Origin of the sequence: Myxococcus sp. CA040A (assembly GCF_013336725.1) — a bacterium.
Lineage (GTDB): Bacteria > Myxococcota > Myxococcia > Myxococcales > Myxococcaceae > Myxococcus > Myxococcus llanfairpwllgwyngyllgogerychwyrndrobwllllantysiliogogogochensis.
In genome coordinates, this window is the sequence record NZ_JABUMR010000009.1 from 297974 (window position 1) to 314459 (window position 16486).

The 16486-nt window shown below is 67.1% G+C and carries 16 protein-coding genes; 12 read left to right on the forward strand and 4 right to left on the reverse strand.

Annotation, left to right across the window (positions count from 1 at the left end):
* Positions 1 to 192 precede the first annotated feature (192 nt).
* Entirely contained in the window at positions 193 to 420 is a 228-nt protein-coding gene (locus tag HUA75_RS36800) for a hypothetical protein (RefSeq protein ID WP_141642121.1), read from the forward strand.
* A gap of 51 nt (positions 421 to 471) precedes the next feature.
* Here the strand turns inward: HUA75_RS36800 and HUA75_RS36805 are convergent, their stop codons facing one another.
* Positions 472 to 987: a helix-turn-helix domain-containing protein gene (locus HUA75_RS36805; RefSeq protein ID WP_174489064.1), complete on the reverse strand. Its 516-nt coding sequence runs from the start codon at positions 985 to 987 to the stop codon at positions 472 to 474.
* Positions 988 to 1081: 94 nt separating this feature from the next.
* Here HUA75_RS36805 and HUA75_RS36810 point away from each other — a divergent pair, with 94 nt between their 5' ends.
* Together HUA75_RS36810 and HUA75_RS36815 are read left to right on the forward strand one after the other, a co-directional pair.
* Positions 1082 to 1741: a glutathione S-transferase family protein gene (locus HUA75_RS36810; RefSeq protein ID WP_174478477.1), complete on the forward strand. Its 660-nt coding sequence runs from the start codon at positions 1082 to 1084 to the stop codon at positions 1739 to 1741.
* A gap of 174 nt (positions 1742 to 1915) precedes the next feature.
* Positions 1916 to 2251 (forward strand): putative quinol monooxygenase, encoded by a 336-nt coding sequence (locus HUA75_RS36815; RefSeq protein ID WP_141642124.1) that lies wholly within the window; start codon positions 1916 to 1918, stop codon positions 2249 to 2251.
* 113 nt (positions 2252 to 2364) lie between these two features.
* Here HUA75_RS36815 and HUA75_RS36820 read toward each other — a convergent pair whose 3' ends face one another.
* Together HUA75_RS36820 and HUA75_RS36825 are read right to left on the reverse strand one after the other, a co-directional pair.
* The gene (locus tag HUA75_RS36820; protein WP_174489065.1) at positions 2365 to 3801 is read right to left on the reverse strand and encodes a hypothetical protein; all 1437 of its coding nucleotides are present in this window, start codon (positions 3799 to 3801) and stop codon (positions 2365 to 2367) included.
* Positions 3802 to 3944: 143 nt separating this feature from the next.
* On the reverse strand, positions 3945 to 4676 hold the full coding sequence (locus HUA75_RS36825; RefSeq protein ID WP_141642126.1) for an AraC family transcriptional regulator: 732 nt from the start codon (positions 4674 to 4676) through the stop codon (positions 3945 to 3947).
* A gap of 110 nt (positions 4677 to 4786) precedes the next feature.
* Between HUA75_RS36825 and HUA75_RS36830 the strand changes: the two genes are divergently transcribed.
* Both HUA75_RS36830 and HUA75_RS36835 read left to right on the forward strand, forming a co-directional pair.
* The gene (locus tag HUA75_RS36830) at positions 4787 to 6649 is read left to right on the forward strand and encodes a long-chain fatty acid--CoA ligase (protein ID WP_174489066.1); all 1863 of its coding nucleotides are present in this window, start codon (positions 4787 to 4789) and stop codon (positions 6647 to 6649) included.
* 163 nt (positions 6650 to 6812) lie between these two features.
* A complete protein-coding gene (locus HUA75_RS36835) occupies positions 6813 to 7253 on the forward strand; it encodes a YciI family protein (RefSeq protein ID WP_174489067.1) in 441 nt (146 codons plus the stop codon).
* Between the two features lie 81 nt (positions 7254 to 7334).
* Here HUA75_RS36835 and HUA75_RS36840 read toward each other — a convergent pair whose 3' ends face one another.
* Entirely contained in the window at positions 7335 to 7586 is a 252-nt protein-coding gene (locus HUA75_RS36840) for a hypothetical protein (RefSeq protein ID WP_174464106.1), read from the reverse strand.
* Between the two features lie 54 nt (positions 7587 to 7640).
* Here HUA75_RS36840 and HUA75_RS36845 point away from each other — a divergent pair, with 54 nt between their 5' ends.
* The 7 genes from HUA75_RS36845 to HUA75_RS36875 all read left to right on the forward strand — a co-directional run bounded on the left by HUA75_RS36845 (position 7641) and on the right by HUA75_RS36875 (position 16408).
* Entirely contained in the window at positions 7641 to 8429 is a 789-nt protein-coding gene (locus HUA75_RS36845) for a helix-turn-helix domain-containing protein (RefSeq protein WP_371746275.1), read from the forward strand.
* A gap of 47 nt (positions 8430 to 8476) precedes the next feature.
* Positions 8477 to 9358 carry a sterol desaturase family protein gene (locus HUA75_RS36850; protein WP_174489068.1) on the forward strand — a complete coding sequence of 294 codons (882 nt, stop codon included), beginning with the start codon at positions 8477 to 8479 and terminating at the stop codon, positions 9356 to 9358.
* Between the two features lie 123 nt (positions 9359 to 9481).
* Positions 9482 to 9985, forward strand: coding sequence for a hypothetical protein (locus tag HUA75_RS36855; RefSeq protein ID WP_174489069.1), 504 nt, complete (start codon positions 9482 to 9484; stop codon positions 9983 to 9985).
* 242 nt (positions 9986 to 10227) lie between these two features.
* The gene (locus tag HUA75_RS36860) at positions 10228 to 13140 is read left to right on the forward strand and encodes a PQQ-dependent sugar dehydrogenase (RefSeq protein ID WP_371746276.1); all 2913 of its coding nucleotides are present in this window, start codon (positions 10228 to 10230) and stop codon (positions 13138 to 13140) included.
* Positions 13141 to 13295: 155 nt separating this feature from the next.
* Positions 13296 to 14840, forward strand: coding sequence for an arylsulfatase (locus tag HUA75_RS36865; RefSeq protein WP_174489071.1), 1545 nt, complete (start codon positions 13296 to 13298; stop codon positions 14838 to 14840).
* Between the two features lie 184 nt (positions 14841 to 15024).
* On the forward strand, positions 15025 to 15459 hold the full coding sequence (locus HUA75_RS36870; RefSeq protein ID WP_141647688.1) for a RidA family protein: 435 nt from the start codon (positions 15025 to 15027) through the stop codon (positions 15457 to 15459).
* Positions 15460 to 15514: 55 nt separating this feature from the next.
* Positions 15515 to 16408 carry a GNAT family N-acetyltransferase gene (locus HUA75_RS36875; RefSeq protein ID WP_174489072.1) on the forward strand — a complete coding sequence of 298 codons (894 nt, stop codon included), beginning with the start codon at positions 15515 to 15517 and terminating at the stop codon, positions 16406 to 16408.
* Positions 16409 to 16486: the final 78 nt, after the last annotated feature.

Here is a 16486-nt window from a genome sequence, read left to right on the forward strand (position 1 = left end):
TGACGGAGCCCCCAGGGCCGCCGCCCGAGGCGGTTCATCCACTCCGGGTGATGCCTACCCGAAATTCGCTCGCCGAGCCATGGGTGACCAGGCGGTTCCGGGAGCACGGCGCTCACCGGCGCCCATGTCGCCCGCAGCCCCCTCGAGCGCTGTTTCTGGCGCTGCATCCTGGCGCCGACCTATCGTTGAAGGATGGCGATCTTCTGGTACCTGCTGGTCACGCTGCTCGGCGCGCTGGGAACCCTCTCCGTGCTGCGCGTGCTCGAGCGACTCGTGTTCGGAGGCGGTAGCGGCTCCCTCCTCGTGCAGGCCGGCCTGGGGCTCGGCTTCCTGATGCTGGCGAAAAAGGCGCTGGGCAAGGCGCGCGCATTGAAGCGCCCGGCCCCTCCCGCCGGAGGCACGGACCCAAATCCCTCCTGAACCGGAGAGCGTGATTCGCGCTCAGGCTGTCTGCACGCCCGCCAACCTCGCTCAAGGCTCGTCAGCGTGGGGCGCGCCGCCGCGGCGCGCACAGGCCTTTTCGTAGGCGGCCTGGAGTTCACCGAACACCGAGCGCACTGGGCGGGGCGCCCCCAGATGCAGGTGGCGCAGCTCCTCCATGAACGCATTCCACAGAGGCGGGCCGCCCTTCTCCAGCAGTTCCGCGCGGACCGACAACTCCTTGCTCGGCCGGGTATGCCGGCGGCCCCAGGCCCCCATCTGCGCGAGCAGGGGCACGAGCTGGATGGCCGGTTCCGTGAGGTTGTAGATCCCCTTCTGCCTGTGTTCCGGAGCGCTTCGTCGCGTCAGCAGGCCGGACGCGGTCAGCCGCTTCAGCCGGTCCGCGAGGATGTTCGACGCGATGCCCTCCTCGCTCTGCGCGAGCAGCTCGCCGTAGGTGCACCTGTTCCCGAACATGACGTCGCGGATGACGATCAGACTCCAGCGGTCGCCCAGCTGTTCGAGTGTGAGGTTGATCGGACAGCCAGATCGTTTCGTGTGGGGCACAGCGAGTCTCCTGAAGTCACCACTTGCAATCTGCAAGTGCCTCGGGCAGAAATCAACCCATTGCAACATGCAACTGGTTCCTGGAGGCCTCACGATGTCGCTCGCGCTCTATGGTCATTGCTTCTCCTCGTACACGCAGAAAGTGCTCATCTCGCTGTACGAGAACGGTACGCCCTTCGATTTCCGCAGCCTCGGGCCGGATACGCCGCAGCACTCGGCCGAGTGGCTTCAACGTTGGCCGCTGCGCAAGTTCCCGCTGCTGGTGGACGGCGAGCGCAACATCGTCGAGACCAGCGTCATCATCGAGTACCTGCAGCTCGTGCATCCCGGGCCGGTGCGACTGCTCCCCTCGGAGCCGATGGCCGCGTTGGACGTGCGCTTCCTCGACCGCTTCTTCGACCTGCACGTCATGACTCCGGTGCAGCGCGCGGTGGACGGCGCGCTGACGGGTGATTCGGTGAAGCGCCAGGAAGGCCTGGCCTTTGCCGCGCAAAAGCTGGAGCTCGCCTACGCGTGGCTCGAAGGACGGATTGGCGGCACGACCTGGGCCGCCGGTGCGGACTTCACGCTCGCGGACTGCGCGGCCGCCCCCTCGCTCTTCTACGCGGACTGGACGCATCCGATTTCCGAGGCCTTCCCCCTGCTGCGCGCCTACCGGGCCCGGTTGCTTGCCCGCCCGTCCTTCGCCCGGGCGGTGGACGAGGCGCGGTGGTTCAGGCCGAACTTTCCCCTCGGGGCGCCGGATCGAGACTGAAGCCCTGACATGCGCCGCGGTAGCGCACTGCCAGGAAGACCTCTTGACCGTGTACCCAGGCGCGCAACTTCTGCTCGCCATCGCGGCATGCAGCACGTTATCAAACGACTTCGAGCCCGCCGCGTGGCACACCGAAAACCGACCCTCCAAGCACGGCCTTCGTAGGAGCATCGTATGAGTCTTGTGGTTCTATGCGAGTTCAGAGCACGGACCGACGGGGAGACTGAGTTCCTGCGAGTGGCGCGGGCCTTGGCCTCCGTCGCCGCGACCGAGCCGGGAACGCTGCGCTATCAGTGGTTCACCACGCAGAAGCCCGGTCATTTTTCGATCATCGAGGAGTACGTCGACGCCGACGCGGCCGAAACACATAACAACCATGTCGGTTCGCTGCTCCGCGAACTCTTCGCGGTGGCGGACCTGGTGTCGGTGTCATTCTTCGGGGAACTCAACACGTACTTGCGCGAGTGGGCGTCCGGCCGCGAGGGAGTCTCAGTCAATACGCCGCTGTGACGGCGCCCGAGCGGCCTCGACACCGAGTCCGCTCGTCACCCACTTCTCGATAAGCAGGCCGTTACTCGGACTGCTCATCGAGCCTCGCGCCCCCCTGTTCGCCCGCGGCGGAATCACTTCGTGGCGGGCACGGGGTTGACCGGAGTGGGCTGGCGCGGCGCCTGGAGCCCGGGCGGTGATGCGGTCAGCGCGCCCAGGTAGAGCCGGCCGTGGAAGCCGTGGGGCTGCTGGGAGGTGAAGAGCGTCAGGCCCGCGGCCTGCGTGGAGGCCTGCCGTGCCTCGAGCGTCGGGCTGATGCCGAAGACGTTGCACTCCACGTCCTCGTCCCAGACGTCGTAGCGGCAGACGAACTGGGTGCCGCGCTGGAAGCCCACGTCCAGGGCACGCACCGAAGAAGACAGGGCGCGCGCCACGCGAACGCCCATGGGCTCGAAGTCGCCATCCCAGTTCACCTCCGTGGTGCGAGCATGGACGCTGCCCGCGAGCACCAGCGTCCAGGACTGGGGGCGCTTCGCCTGGGCGTTCAGCAGGTGCTGGGCCATCTGCGCCTCGCGTTCATTGCCCTGGGCCCTGTCGGCGTCGATGGCGGCCACGGCCACGTCCTTTCCGGAGACGCGCAAGCGGCGGGCCTGTTCGACGAGCCACAGCATGGCGCGGCTGCTGCGCCCGTCCTGGTAGGCCCGGCGCCAGAAGGCGCTCCCCGAGAGGAGATCCTGAACGGCCGATGAAGCGCCGTCGCTGGCGAGGTAGCGCTCGAGGAGCGGCTGCTCGGAGACGGGAATGGACAGCGCCAGCGTCACCGGCAGCGCCTGGGCCGTGGCCTCGCACAACATCCGCAGCGCCGCGGACGGCACCTCCTGCGTGCCCAGCGGGTCCGCCACGAGCAGGACACCTCCCGCCGCGAACAAGGACGAGGCGCCCTCCACGGGGGCACCACACGCGGGAGCGATGGCGGCGACGGGGGCCCCACCCTCCTCGCCCGCGCTCTCCATCACCACCGAGCGGAGGGGAACAGGGGGATTGCCATCCACCAGCTCCAGCGCGGGGGCCATCTCCAGCCGCTCCAGGAGCTTCTGCTCGACGCTCATGTCGCGGTAGCCGTGCGCCGGCCGGTAGCCCTCCAGCCCCGGGATGTTGTTGAAGGCCTCCGACATGGCGGGCACGGAGACCTGGTCGCGGGTCCGACCGGAGACCTCCGCGCTGGAGGCGCCCCCCTCCGCCGAATACCTGAGGCGAAAGACTCGAACGAGTGCCTGCCGGGGCCCGAGCCGCTCTCCCTTGATGTAGTAGCGCTCGGGGGGGATGACCTCCGGAATGAAGGAGGAGAACAGCTCCAGTCCCCCCTCCTTCTCCATCACGTCGTAGTGGTCCTTCTCCAGGAGGTATCGGACCGTCATCAGCGCGTCCTCGACGGGCACCTGATAGACGAGCTCGTGCGTGGGCGTCTCGTACCGACCCGTCTCCGGGTTGTACTGGGTGTCGATACCTCGCGTGAGGGTCGCGCATCCCACGCACCCCAGGAGCCCCAGCACCATTCCAAGCCGTCGCATCACTTCCTCCATGAGCCACAGTCCCTGGAGGTGGGTTGCTGGCCTCCTGGCCGCGTCAGTCGCTGAAACGATTGGGGCGCGGAGGACATACTGACATCGCGCGGTGGATGCCGGAATGAAGATTCGGACATCGACCGTGACGCTCAGCGGGGTCCTCGTGCGTCGAAGACGGTGCCCGAGAGGCCATGGGTGAAGACCTTCGAGGGCGGCAAGCCGAACATCCTGCTGAACAGTCGGGAGAAATGGGCCGAATCGCAGAAGCCCGCGGCGTGCGCGACCTCGGTGAGGCTTCGGCCTCTGAGCGCGAGCGCGGTGGCCGCTTGCATCCGGTGCCAGGCGCGAAAGGCACCCAACGGGACGCCGAACTGTTCCCTGAATCGGTGTTCGACAAGGGACGTGGAGACCCCCACCCGCCGCGCCATGGTCATCGCATCGGAGGGTTTGTCAGTGGGTGTGGAAAGAAACGCGGCGATGCGAGCGATGCGTGCGTCGACCGTCAGCGGACAGGGGCCCAGATTCAAGGCGTTCTGGAAGAGTTCGGTCCAGGGTTCGGGCCTTCGCGAGACAAGGGCGGTTTCGACCGCCGCGCGCAACGCGCCTGCGTCCACCTGACGGCTGAGGCCCGCGCCGGGCTCCAGAAACAGCACGGCCGCGCGTCCACCATGAAAGTCGAGCGCATGCCACTGCCACCCGCGCACGAAGGCGGCTTCGTGGTGCTCGACGCGGCCGTCACCGTCGATGAGGTCGAACGCATCATCGAGCCCCACGAGAACGGCGTTGGCGGCGAACCGATGCCTGGGCAGCTCGTGGAAGCGGCCGACGTACAGAGATCTCCCTCCGCCCATCAACAAGTGGCTCTGCATCTGCAGAATCATACAAGCGTGGACGTGGGCGCCGCACCTAGCTTGGTGCGTTGAACCCCGCCGCTCCCCTGTCCCCTACCCCGCCCGTCCCGATGACTCTTCGTTCGAACAGAGGTGGCCTGATGGCCCACGAACACCCGTCCCTCTCCCAGATGATTCTCGACCGGGCGCGAACGTCGCCGCAGTGCGTCGCATTCCGTGTACGCCGGGGCGAGGCCTATGTCGACGTCCCCTGGTCGGAGTTGCCAGCGCGCATCGAAGCCATCGCGGCGGGGTTGTTGAGCGCCGGTCAGGTGGATGATGGCGCGTGCATCACCATCGTCGGAAACACCACGATGGAGTCGTGTCTCGTCGACTTCGCCGCCCTGAGCGTCGGTCTCAAGACGGTGCCCGTCTACGCGAGCCTGCTGCCCGAAGAGGTGGGCTACATGCACGTGGACACCGCGGCACAGCTCATCGTCGTGGACGACGGGAGTCAGCTCGAAAAGGTGCGAGCCTTTCGCAAGGGCTTCACGTTCTTCGACAGGCGCTACTCGCCGGACGAACTCGGTGCCCGAGCGAAGGTGGTGGTCCTCCATCCGGCCGGGCTTGCTCCCTCGGATGATTGGGAGAGCCTGGAGAGCCTGGAGGCCCGGGGTCGCGCCCGACGCGCGGCGCTGGAGGGTGAGATGCGCCGACGAGCGTCGCTGATTCGACGCGAGCACGTCGCGACCTTCACCTATACCTCGGGAACCACCGGAGCCCCGAAGGCGGTGATTCAAACCCACGACAACATGTTGGCGATGCTCGAAGACGTCGCGGACGCGGGGCTGTTGGATGACAACGTGCTCAAGCACGGCTTGTTTCTATTCCTCCCCGCCGCGCACTCCTTCGGACGCATGGTGGAGTTCGCGGGTCCGTTCTTCGGCGCGCCGCTGGTCATGTCGTCGGTGCCCACGCTGGCAGCGGACCTTGTCGCCGCGCGCCCCGGGTTCTTCCCGGCGGCGCCCCGTGTCTTCGAGAAGATGATGGCGAAGGTCACGAGCGCCATCGAGAGCGAGCACGGCCTGCGACGATGGCTTCTGGAATGGGCCCTGCGCGTGGGTCATCAAGTCGCGACCCAGGGCTCCGCCGGCAAGCCGCTGCCGGTGTTGCTGGCGGCTCAGCGGGGATTGGCGGAACGCCTCGTGTTGGCGAAGCTGCGCGCACGGCTGGGGTTGGACAACGCCTCCGTTCTCCTCTCGGGAGCCGCCGCGCTTCGCGTCGATGTGCAGATGTTCTTTCTTTCCTTGGGGCTGACCGTCCTGGAAGCCTATGGACTGACGGAGACGTGCCCTGGGTTGACGGTCAATCGCAAGGAGGACGTGCGTCCAGGGACCGTTGGAAGGCCGTTCAAGCGATGCGAGCTCAAGCTGGGGTCGGATGGTGAGCTGCTGGCTCGCGGGCCAAACATCTCCCGGGGGTACTTGAATCGTCCGGATGCAACGGGTGATGCCTTCGATGAGGACGGATGGTTCCGGACGGGAGATCTCGGCTCCATCGATGCGGAGGGATTCGTTCGGATTACCGGGCGGAAGAAAGAGCTGATCAAGACGAGCGGTGGCAAATACGTCGCGCCGCTGAAGATCGAGGCCCAGCTCAAGCGAAACCCGCTCGTCCAGGAGGCCGTCGTCATGGGTGAGGGGCGGAATTACTGCACGGCCTTGTTCGCGCTCGACACGGAGATACTCGCCGTGGTGGCTCGACGCGAGGGCATTCCGGCGGACCCCACGCACCCTCGAATCACCAGCGTCCTGCAGACCCTGGTCGCGGAGACGAACTCGAACCTGGCGTCCTTCGAGCGCATCAAGACGTTCCGCGTGTCGCCCGGTCCGTTCACGGTGGATGGTGACGAGCTCACGGCGTCGCTGAAGGTCAAGCGCCACGCCGTCGCACGGAAATACGCGGCGTTGATTGAGTCGATGTACGAGGCGGGGCCTTCCCAGATTCCGGTCGCTGCATCCTGAGGAGGCCGAGTCCGCGTCAAGGACCGGCACGCGCGGCTTACGCGCAACCGCCTGTAATCACATGGCTTTCGAAAAAGTCGTGGGCCATGTCGATCTGCCGCGCGGAGACTCGTCGCCAGGTTGAAGGGCGGGAACACTCCTGCCTTCGAACCAGGAGACGAACATGCGCGTGATGGTGGTCGTGAAGGCGAGCCCTAATTCCGAGAAGGGCATCATGCCGAAGGAAGAGATGCTCGCGGCGATGGGCCAGTACAACGAGGAACTGGTGAAGGCGGGAATCATGCTCGCTGGCGAAGGCCTCCACCCCAGCAGCAAGGGCAAGCGGCTGGTCTTCCAGGACGGCAAGAAGCCGAGCGTCGTCGATGGCCCCTTCACCGAGACCAAGGAGCTGATTGCCGGCTACTGGCTGTGGCAGGTGCGGTCGATGGAGGAGGCGGTCGAGTGGGCGCGCCGCTGCCCGAACCCGATGCCGGGTGAGGAGGGCGTGCTCGAGATTCGTCCGGTGTTCGAAGCGGATGACTTCGGACAGGAGTTCACGCCCGAGCTGCGCGCGCAGGAGGACCGCCTCCGCGAGGAGTTGGAGCGAAAGCAGCAGGGGAAGTAGCCCCACCCCCTCGGCGAGCAGGAGTCCGTCACCTGCCGGTGGCGCCGCGCGCCCACCACGAGGAGACCGCCACCTGGAGCGTCATCTACAGATGCTCCGTGGCGGAGGTTTCGTGAGGTCCCAGGTGTCATAGCCGGGCGGCTTGGGAAGGGTCGTGAAGGACAGCGGGATGTCGAGCTCCCTCCCAGGCTCGTACTGCACGAACCCGTCGCGGTAGCGGCGGAGGAGGAAGAGCTGGTGGCTCATGAGGAGCGGGCCCGACTCGTCCAGGGGGATGCCATCCACGTCATAGAGCCGGGGCGCGTCCTTGGGACAGCAGATGTCGTGGCGCACTCCATTCCATGGACAGGGAGGAACGCGGAGCTCCAGTCCTGGTAGAAGACGGGCGTGCCGCGAGAGAAGAGATGGCTCGGCCATGCGATGGTAGGCCCGCGCTGGCTGGCGTACTGGGGAACCATTGGCCCCACCCAGGAGCATGCGCATCACGCGTTCCAGCTCATCCGCGCCACCGAAGAACCGCTCCCTCTCGTGGATGCGCAGGGGTGCCGCACGGAGGGACAGGTGGCCGTCATTCCTCCGGACACCCCCCATCGCATCGAGCGAGGGACAGCGCGTGCGTTGCTCGTCTTCGTGGACCCGGACGACCGGAGAGGTCGCGGGTTGCGGCGGCTCGAGGTGGGCGAGTCCTCGGCGGCGTGGATTCAGACGGGGACGCCACTGCTTCGCGTCCCCCTCCCCACCGAGTCGGTGCGCGCGGAGGACTGGACGCGACTCGTGGAGGCGCTGCTGGCTCAGCTCGTGGGCGAGGAGACCTCTCCCGGTCCGATTCACCCGGCCATCAAGCGCCTCATTGAACTTCTCCCGAGCCGCATCGAGGCGGGCGATGTGAGCCAGAGCGCTCTCTCGCGGGAAGTAGGACTGTCCGCGAGCCGGTTGGGACATCTCTTCTCCACCAGCGTGGGCATCCCGTTGCGTCCCTACATCCTCTGGCTTCGCCTCCGCCGGGCCACCGAAGCCTTCCAAGGCGGCGCCACCCTCACACAGGCAGCTCACGTCGCGGGCTTCACGGACAGCTCACACCTCAGCAACACATTCCACCGCATGTTCGGACTGGCCCCATCGGAGATCGCGCGGGGCATCGGGTGGGTGAGCGAGCCGCTCGCGCCCAGCAAGTAGCCAGTTCTTCCAAGTCAGCGGAGGTGCGGCGATGCCACCCTCCTCCCATGCTGACAACTCCCCTCGAAGCCTCTTCAACATCCCCGGCGCGCCAGGCGCTCCGCGTGGGCTACCCGCTCTTCATGCTCCTGGGTGTCAATGGCGCGGCCCTGGCACTGGCCCACGGCGGTGCCTCGAAGGCGTGGCTTGGCGGCCTCCTCCTGGCAGCCATTGGAGCCTCCTTCCTGGCGGAGCGCGCCATCCCCTACGAGCCCGACTGGAATCGTTCTCATGGAGACGTCGGTCGAGACCTCCTCCACTTCCTCGTCAACGAAGCCTCCAATGTCCTGGCCGTGCTCGCGCTGCCCTTTCTTTCAGGCTGGGTGCGTCTGTACGACGCGTGGCCTCATGAGTGGCCATTCGTCCTCCAGGTCCTCTTCGCCGTGCTCGTCTTCGACTTCGGCGTCACCTTGACGCACTGGCTGAGCCACCGCGTGCCGGCCCTCTGGAGATTCCACGCCGTGCATCACTCCGTGAAGCGCTTCTACGGCTTCAACGGGCTGATGAAGCATCCGCTCCACCAGGCATTGGAGCTGACGGTGGGCGTGGCGCCACTGCTGCTCATCGGGCTTCCTTCGAGCGTCGCGACAGCGCTCGCCGCACTCACGGTCGTGCAGCTCCTGATGCAGCACTCGAACGCGGACTACACGGTGGGACGGCTGAAGTACGTGCTGGCCCTCAATGCGGGACACCGCTTCCATCACCTCAAGTGGGGAGGCGTCGGCGACGTCAACTTCGGACTGTTCACCCATCTCTGGGACACCCTGTTGGGCACGTGGTTCTACACACCCGAGCGGCGGTTCTCCTCGGACGACCTCGGCATCGCCAAGGAGCCGGACTTCCCTGTGGGCTATCGGGCACAGCTCCTCAAGCCCTTCCAGGGCAAGTGAGCGCCCCGCGGGCACGTTCAGCACCGCGGCTCGCGCGGCGGCAAGGGCAGTCGCCGTTTCGAACAGCATGTTGGGTTAGCATGTCCGGCCGAGCGCGAGGCAATGCTCGACTTGAGAGGGAATATGAAGCGAGCCATGTGGAACATGCTGCTGGGAGGAAGCTGTGCGCTGCTGGGGGCCTGTGGTGACGAGGCGGGCGCCGAAAAGGATGCGAATGCAACCCAGTACGCCATCCAGGTGCATGTCCCCCTGGCGACAGACCCCTGCGGCGTCATGACGGCGACTGCATCCGTGATGGGGCCGGTTCGCAACATCGCCCCCGTGCCCATCGAAGTGGTGAACGACGCCATTCAGGGGGCCATCATGGATGTCCCCGTGGGGCGGCAGCATCAGGTGTTCGTGAAGGCATATACCGCCAGCGGCCTGGAAGCGTACTCGGGCGTCTCGACCGTGGACGTCAATGAAGGAGGGGCTGGGTTCGGAGGCGCGAGCATCTTCATGTTCAGCCGCGGTGAAAACTGCCCGGCTGGAGGTACGGAGGGCATCCGCATCATCGGCAGCCTGGAGTCGGTCGTCGTCGATTCGTCCGGCAGCCCGTTGGCGCCAGCCCCCCAATTCATTCCCTGACATGAAAGGAAGCGGCGCACCCGCACCTCCGCCCGTTCACCTACCCTCGAACTTTATGCCTGTCAGTCGCTCTGGGTTTCATGCCACTCCCGCTAAACAGTCTTTCAATGTAAACCAGGACAGCGCCATCAACGTTCACGCAGCCCCAGGGGCCGCGTGAGGCTGTTCAACCGGGAGAGGTCGCGATGCCATCACAGGTGAGAACGAGTGTAGGAGCGTGGTGCCCCAGGCCGATCTTCGTCGTGTGGGCGGTCTTCTCCCTCGTCGTGGGCTGCTCGATGCCGTCGACGCCGGAGCCCTCAGAGCTCGCGAGCGCTCGCGCGGGCGCGGTCATTCAAGACGCCAACTTCGCCGACTCCGTCTACGTCAGTGGCCTCCAGGGGCCCACCACCATGACCTTCGCGCCCGACGGGCGCCTGTTCGTCTCGGAGAAGAACGGCTCGCTGCGCATCGTCCAGAACGGCCAGCTCCTCGCGACTCCGTTCCTGACGCTCGCCGTGGACACCGGCAACGAGCGGGGACTGATGGGCGTCGCGTTCGACCCCAACTTCGAAAACAACCATTACCTGTATGTCTATTACACGTCGGTCGCCGGCAGCATTCACAATCGCGTCAGTCGCTTCACCGCCAACGGCAATGTGGCGGTTGCCGGAAGTGAGCTGGTGCTCGCCGACCTTCCGACGCTCGACGCCGCCAACCACAACGGCGGGGCGGTTCGCTTCGGACTCGACGGCAAGCTCTACGTCTCGGTCGGCGAAAACGCGGTCTCCTCCAACTCGCAGAGCCTGAACACGCCGCTTGGAAAGCTGCTGCGCTTCAACTCGGACGGGAGCATTCCCACGGACAATCCGTTCTATGCGACGGCCACGGGGCTCGCCAAGGCGACCTGGGCGATGGGGCTGCGCAATCCCTTCACCTTCGACGTCCAGCCCGGCACCGGGACGCTGTTCATCAACGACGTGGGCGAAGGCGGCTGGGAAGAAATCAACCGCGGTCAGGCCGGCGCCAACTACGGCTGGCCGATGACGGAAGGCTATTTCACCAACCGCCCGGGGCTCACGCCGCCGTTCTTCGCGTACCCGCATGGCTCAGGCACGGCCGCGGGCAACTGCATCGCGGGCGGGGCCTTCTACAACCCACCGGTTTCCGCGTTCCCCAGCGCGTATGTCGGCCAATACTTCTTCGCGGACTACACCAACAATTGGATATCGCGCATCGACCCGAACACCGGCGCGAATTCGCTGTTCGCGACGGCCGCCTCGGGGCCCGTGGACCTCGATGTCGGGCCCGACGGCGCGCTCTACTATCTGGCGCGCGGCACGGGCCAGGTGGGTCGCATCGCCTATACGGCTTCGCTGCCGCCGAGCATCGCGCAGCCCCCGGAGAGCACGTTGGTCTCGGTCGGCGGTCCGGCGACCTTCACGGTGTCCGCGAGCGGCGAGCCACCTCTCACCTATCAGTGGCAGCGCAACGGCGGGAACATCGCCGGCGCGACCTCGACGAGCTACGTGCTGAACGCCGCGCAGCTCGCCGACAGCGGCGCGCGCTTCCGGGTGGTCGTGACCAACGGGCTGGGTTCAGTCACCAGCGCCGAGGCGGTACTGACGGTGACGTCCAACAAGCCGCCGGTGGCCACCATCGCGACTCCGGTCGCGGGCGCGACCTATATCGCGGCCACCTCCATGCTGTTCTCCGGCTCGGCCAGCGACTTGGAGGATGGCGCGCTGCCGCCGAGCGCGATGACCTGGAACATCACCTTCCATCACGATACCCACACGCATCCCGCCATGGCCGATACGACCGGCGTCGCGAGCGGGAGCTGGCCCATCCCCAGCATCGGCGAGAGCTCCGCCAACGTCTGGTATCGCCTGCGGCTCACGGTGCGAGACTCGATTGGCCTCACCCACACGACGTATCGCGACGTACACCCCGTCACGGTGCCGCTCCAGGTGACCAGCGTGCCAGGTGGGCTGCAGGTGCTGATGGACGGGCGGCCGTTCGCGGCGCCGCACGCCACGACCGGCGTGGTCGGCGTCGTCCGCTCGGTGGGCGTGGACTCGCCGCAGTACGCGAACGGACGATTCTGGGCGTTCTCGTCATGGTCGGACGGCGGCGCGCAATCACACACCTTCACCACGCCTGGCAGCGCGGCCACCTACACGGCCACGTTCGTCGAGACCTCGGGCGGGAGCTGCTACCAGATTCAAAGCGAGCGCTCCGACAAGTGGCTCATCGTCGACACCGCCGGCAAGGTCGTCGCCGGCAGCGCGACGCAAGCAGGCGGGCAGATCTTCCAGCTCGTTCCAACCGGCACCCGGTACAAGCTCAAGGGCTCGGGCGACGCGTTCCTGGCGGTGGTGACGAACCAGCTCGCGATGAGCGCCAACTTCTCCAGCGGAGAGTCGTTCACGCAGCTCCCCTGCGGCTATGGCGGGCGCAATCGTGTCGGCTTCCAGGCCTCGGTGGGGAGCGCGCCCCATTGGAAGGAGACCACGCCGGACGGGCCCATCCAGAGCGGTGACGGCGGCAATGGCGGCGCCTGCAACGCGGGTGATGGTGGCGCCTGGGAGGGCTTCTACCTGGAACCAGTGACCTGCCCGGATGGCAGCACCGGACCCGTGTGCGGCAACGGCACCGTCGAGAGCGGCGAGCAATGCGACGACGGCAACACCCAGTCGGGCGATGGCTGCGATGCGGCATGCCGCACCGAGACCAGCGGCGGCTCGGGCTGCTTCCGCATCCAGAGCGAGCGCAGCGACAAGTGGCTCACCGTCGACGGCGCTGGAAAGGTGGCCGCCCTCGGCACGACGCAGGCCAGTGGCGAAGTCTTCGAGCTCGTCACGAGCGGCGCGAAATACAAGCTCAAGGGAGCCAGCGGCGCGTTCCTGGCGGTGGTCACGGACCAGCTCACCGCCAGCGCCACGCTCACCACGGCGGAGCCGTTCACCCGCCACGACTGCGGCATCCACGGCGGCCGCAATCGATATGGCTTCGAGGCGTCGACAGGCACCGCGCGCAACTGGAAGGAAGTCACCACGGGCGCTCCCATCCAGAGTGGCAATGGCGGCAACGGGGGCATCTGCAATCCCACCGACGGTGGCTCGTGGGAAGCCTTCTACCTCGAGCCCGCGACCTGCCCCGCGGCGCTACGCTGAAGTGTCGACGACAGGAACGAACGCAGGGCCATGCGGAGGCCCCAGGGGAGCAGCCACAGCGAGCATCTGACCGTCACCAGCTTTGCCTCCTCCCCCTGCCCCCCCCACCTTCATGACGTCCAGGAGCCAGTCGCCCACGGCGCGGGGGAGACGTCATGAAGAAGAAGAAGAAACCGAACATTCTCGTCATCTGGGGAGACGACATCGGGTGGTTCAATCCCAGTTGCTACCACCAAGGGGCGATGGGCTACCGCACCCCGAACATCGACCGCATCGCGAAGGAGGGCGCGCGCTTCACCGACTGGTATGGACAGCAGAGCTGTACGGCGGGCCGCGCGGCCTTCATCACCGGTCAGTCCCCCATCCGCACGGGCCTCACCAAGGTGGGGCTGCCCGGCGCGAAGCTGGGGCTCCAGGCCGAGGACCCGACCATCGCGGACCTCCTCAAGCCGCAGGGCTACGCCACCGGCCAGTTCGGCAAGAACCACCTGGGCGACCGCGACGAGTACCTGCCCACGGTGCACGGCTTCGACGAGTTCTTCGGCAACCTCTACCACCTCAACGCGGAGGAGGAGCCGGAGAACGCGGACTACCCCAAGGACCCGGGCTTCCGTCAGCGCTACGGGCCGCGCGGCGTGCTGCACTGCTTCGCCAACCCCGACGGCACTCAGCGCATCGAGGACACGGGGCCGCTGACGAAGAAGCGCATGGAGACGGTGGACGAGGAGTTCGTGGAAGCCACGCTGGGCTTCATGGACCGGGCCCATGCGGACGACAAACCCTTCTTCATCTGGTTCAACTCCACGCGCATGCACGTCTTCACGCACCTGAAGAAGGAGTCCCAGGGCGTCACCGGGCTGGGGCTCTACCCGGACGGCATGGTGGAACATGACGGGCACGTCGGCAGGCTGCTCGACAAGCTGGACCAGCTCGGCATCGCCGACGACACCCTCGTCATCTATTCGACCGACAACGGCGCGGAGGTGATGAGCTGGCCGGATGGCGGCAGCACTCCGTTCCGCGGCGAGAAGGACACCAACTGGGAAGGTGGCTGGCGAGTCCCCTGCGTCATCCGCTGGCCGGGGGTCATCGAGCCGGGGGCCGTGTCGAACGAGATGTTCTCGCACACCGACCTGCTGCCCACGCTGCTCGCGGCGGCTGGCGAGGCCGACATCGTCAAGAAGCTGGAGCGCGGCCACACAGCTGGCGGCAAGACGTTCAACGTCCATATCGACGGCTACAACCTGCTGCCCTTCCTCAAGGGCGAGGTGAAGGAGAACCCGCGTCGCGGCTTCTTCTACTGGAGCGACGACGGGGACCTGATGGCGCTGCGCGTTGGCGCCTGGAAGGTCGTCTTCATGGAGCAGCGAGCCCACGGCTTGAGCGTCTGGCGAGAGCCGCTCGCGGAGCTGCGCATCCCGAAGCTCTTCAACCTCCGGAGCGACCCCTTCGAACGGGCCGACACCGACGCCTCCATGTATTACGACCGCTGGTTCGCCGAGCGCGGGTTCGCCCTGGTTCCCGCGCAAGAGATTGTCGGCGAGTTCCTGAAGACCTTCGAGCGGTTCCCGCCCCGTCAGCGCCCCGCGAGCTTCAGCATCGACCAGGCACTGGAGCGCGCCCGCGACAAGCACGAGAAGCTCGCCGTCGCGGCACCCTCCGACGAGGCACCCGCCACGGAGCAGCCCGCGGTCCACTGAACTCCCGGCGCGGAGGCGCACTCACGCCTCCGCGCCGGAGGCCTTGAACGTGCGACGTTGACCATGGCCGGAACCCGCGCGGGCCTCGCCCCCGATTCAATTGAAGCTCGGGGTGCTCGCTCGCATATTCGGGTCCGAACTCCGAACCTGGATGAGTCGCCTCCAGGTCTCCTCCAGGTGAACCATGGGACAGACCGCTGAACCCTCGAAGACGTCGCCGCTGGTCCTGACGAATCCCAAGGGACTGTTCGACCCGGCGCCCTACGGCTTCTCGCATGTGGCGCAGGTGGCGCCCGGCACCCGGCTCATCTACCTGGCGGGGCAAGGTGGGGAGCGTGAGACCGGGGCCCTCGAGCCCGACTTCCGTCTCCAGGTGCGACAGGCGTTCCAGAATGTCCGCACGGCCCTGGAGTCCGTGGGGGCCGGCGTCGGCGATGTCGCCAAGCTCACGATGCTCGTGGTGGACCACACGGAGGAGAAGCTCAGGATCATCGGCCCCGAGCTGGACGCGGCCTGGAGCGGCGGCATGAAGCCGACCTGTACGCTCATTCCCGTTCCTCGGCTGGCGCTGGACGGGATGCTCTTCGAAGTCGAAGCGGTCGCTGTCCTGCGTGCCTGACCGCTCGCACGGAGCCGAAGTGCGGCTCAATCACAGTCTTGTGTAGAGTGGAGAGATGCTCCGTCTCCGCCCCTATCGCGATGTGGCCGACCTCGAGGCCATGGCCCATCTCGTGGTTCAGGCCTGGGCGGAGCGCGGCCCCCATGTGGAGTGCGCGGTGGGGGACCTGACCTGGCGCCTCTTGCGCAACGCACAGGTGCTGCCACGGGAGGACATCTCCCTCTGGGAGCGCGCGCCCGGGCAGCTCGCTGGCTTCGCGTGGGCCTATGGCAACGGCGACGTGGACCTGCTCGTCCACCCACTCGAGCACGCGGACGCCTTCGCGGTGGACGTGCTGCCCTGGGTGCGCGCGCGCCACGGGCGCACCCCGCAGCCAGCCACCCTGTGGGCGCTGGAGAGCAATGGCCCGCTGCTCGCGGCGCTGCGGAGGCTGGGCTTGCGCACCACGGGCGGATGTTATCTGCACCTCGCGCTGCCGCTGCACGCGCTGCCTCCCTCGCCGCCTCCGCTGCCCGAGGGCTATCGGGTGCGCGCGATGCGGGGCCCCGAAGAGGTGGCCGCGCGAGCCCTCGTGCACCGGCGCGGCTTCGGCACCGAGCGAGTGACGACGGAGGTGTACGCGCGCCTCATGGAGGCACCGCGCTACCAGCCCGCGTTGGACCTCGTCATCGAGGCGCCCGACGGCAGCCTCGCGGCCTGCGCGCTGGGCTGGCTCGACGAGGCCAACGCGGTAGGCGAGTTCGAGCCGGTGGCATGCGCCCCAGAGCACCGGCGACGCGGGCTCGGGCGTGCGCTCCTTCACGAGGGGCTCGGGCGCATGCGCGGGCTGGGGGCCAGGCAGGCCGTTGTGTACGCCTTCGAGGGCAACCCCGTCTCTGTCGCCCTCTACCAGTCCTCGGGATTCACCGTGGTGGACCGCAACCTCGGCCACACCCTGGAGTCCCCATGAACTCTCGCCTCCTACGTCGCTGCCACCCTCCCCGTTGACGCGGGCAATCTCGCGCACTGGAGTGCCCCTCCAGGGCTT

Bases quoted from the DNA above. Each gene is read 5' to 3' on its own strand.
- HUA75_RS36835 (WP_174489067.1), top strand. From the start codon at position 6,813: ATGCGCGTGATGGTGGTCGTGAAGGCGAGCCCTAATTCCGAGAAGGGC.
- HUA75_RS36850 (WP_174489068.1), top strand. From the start codon at position 8,477: ATGCTGACAACTCCCCTCGAAGCCTCTTCAACATCCCCGGCGCGCCAG.
- HUA75_RS36810 (WP_174478477.1), top strand. From the start codon at position 1,082: ATGTCGCTCGCGCTCTATGGTCATTGCTTCTCCTCGTACACGCAGAAA.
- HUA75_RS36830 (WP_174489066.1), top strand. From the start codon at position 4,787: ATGGCCCACGAACACCCGTCCCTCTCCCAGATGATTCTCGACCGGGCG.
- HUA75_RS36815 (WP_141642124.1), top strand. From the start codon at position 1,916: ATGAGTCTTGTGGTTCTATGCGAGTTCAGAGCACGGACCGACGGGGAG.
- HUA75_RS36855 (WP_174489069.1), top strand. From the start codon at position 9,482: ATGAAGCGAGCCATGTGGAACATGCTGCTGGGAGGAAGCTGTGCGCTG.
- HUA75_RS36820 (WP_174489065.1), bottom strand. From the start codon at position 3,801: ATGCGACGGCTTGGAATGGTGCTGGGGCTCCTGGGGTGCGTGGGATGC.
- HUA75_RS36800 (WP_141642121.1), top strand. From the start codon at position 193: ATGGCGATCTTCTGGTACCTGCTGGTCACGCTGCTCGGCGCGCTGGGA.
- HUA75_RS36825 (WP_141642126.1), bottom strand. From the start codon at position 4,676: ATGATTCTGCAGATGCAGAGCCACTTGTTGATGGGCGGAGGGAGATCT.
- HUA75_RS36875 (WP_174489072.1), top strand. From the start codon at position 15,515: ATGCTCCGTCTCCGCCCCTATCGCGATGTGGCCGACCTCGAGGCCATG.
- HUA75_RS36865 (WP_174489071.1), top strand. From the start codon at position 13,296: ATGAAGAAGAAGAAGAAACCGAACATTCTCGTCATCTGGGGAGACGAC.
- HUA75_RS36870 (WP_141647688.1), top strand. From the start codon at position 15,025: ATGGGACAGACCGCTGAACCCTCGAAGACGTCGCCGCTGGTCCTGACG.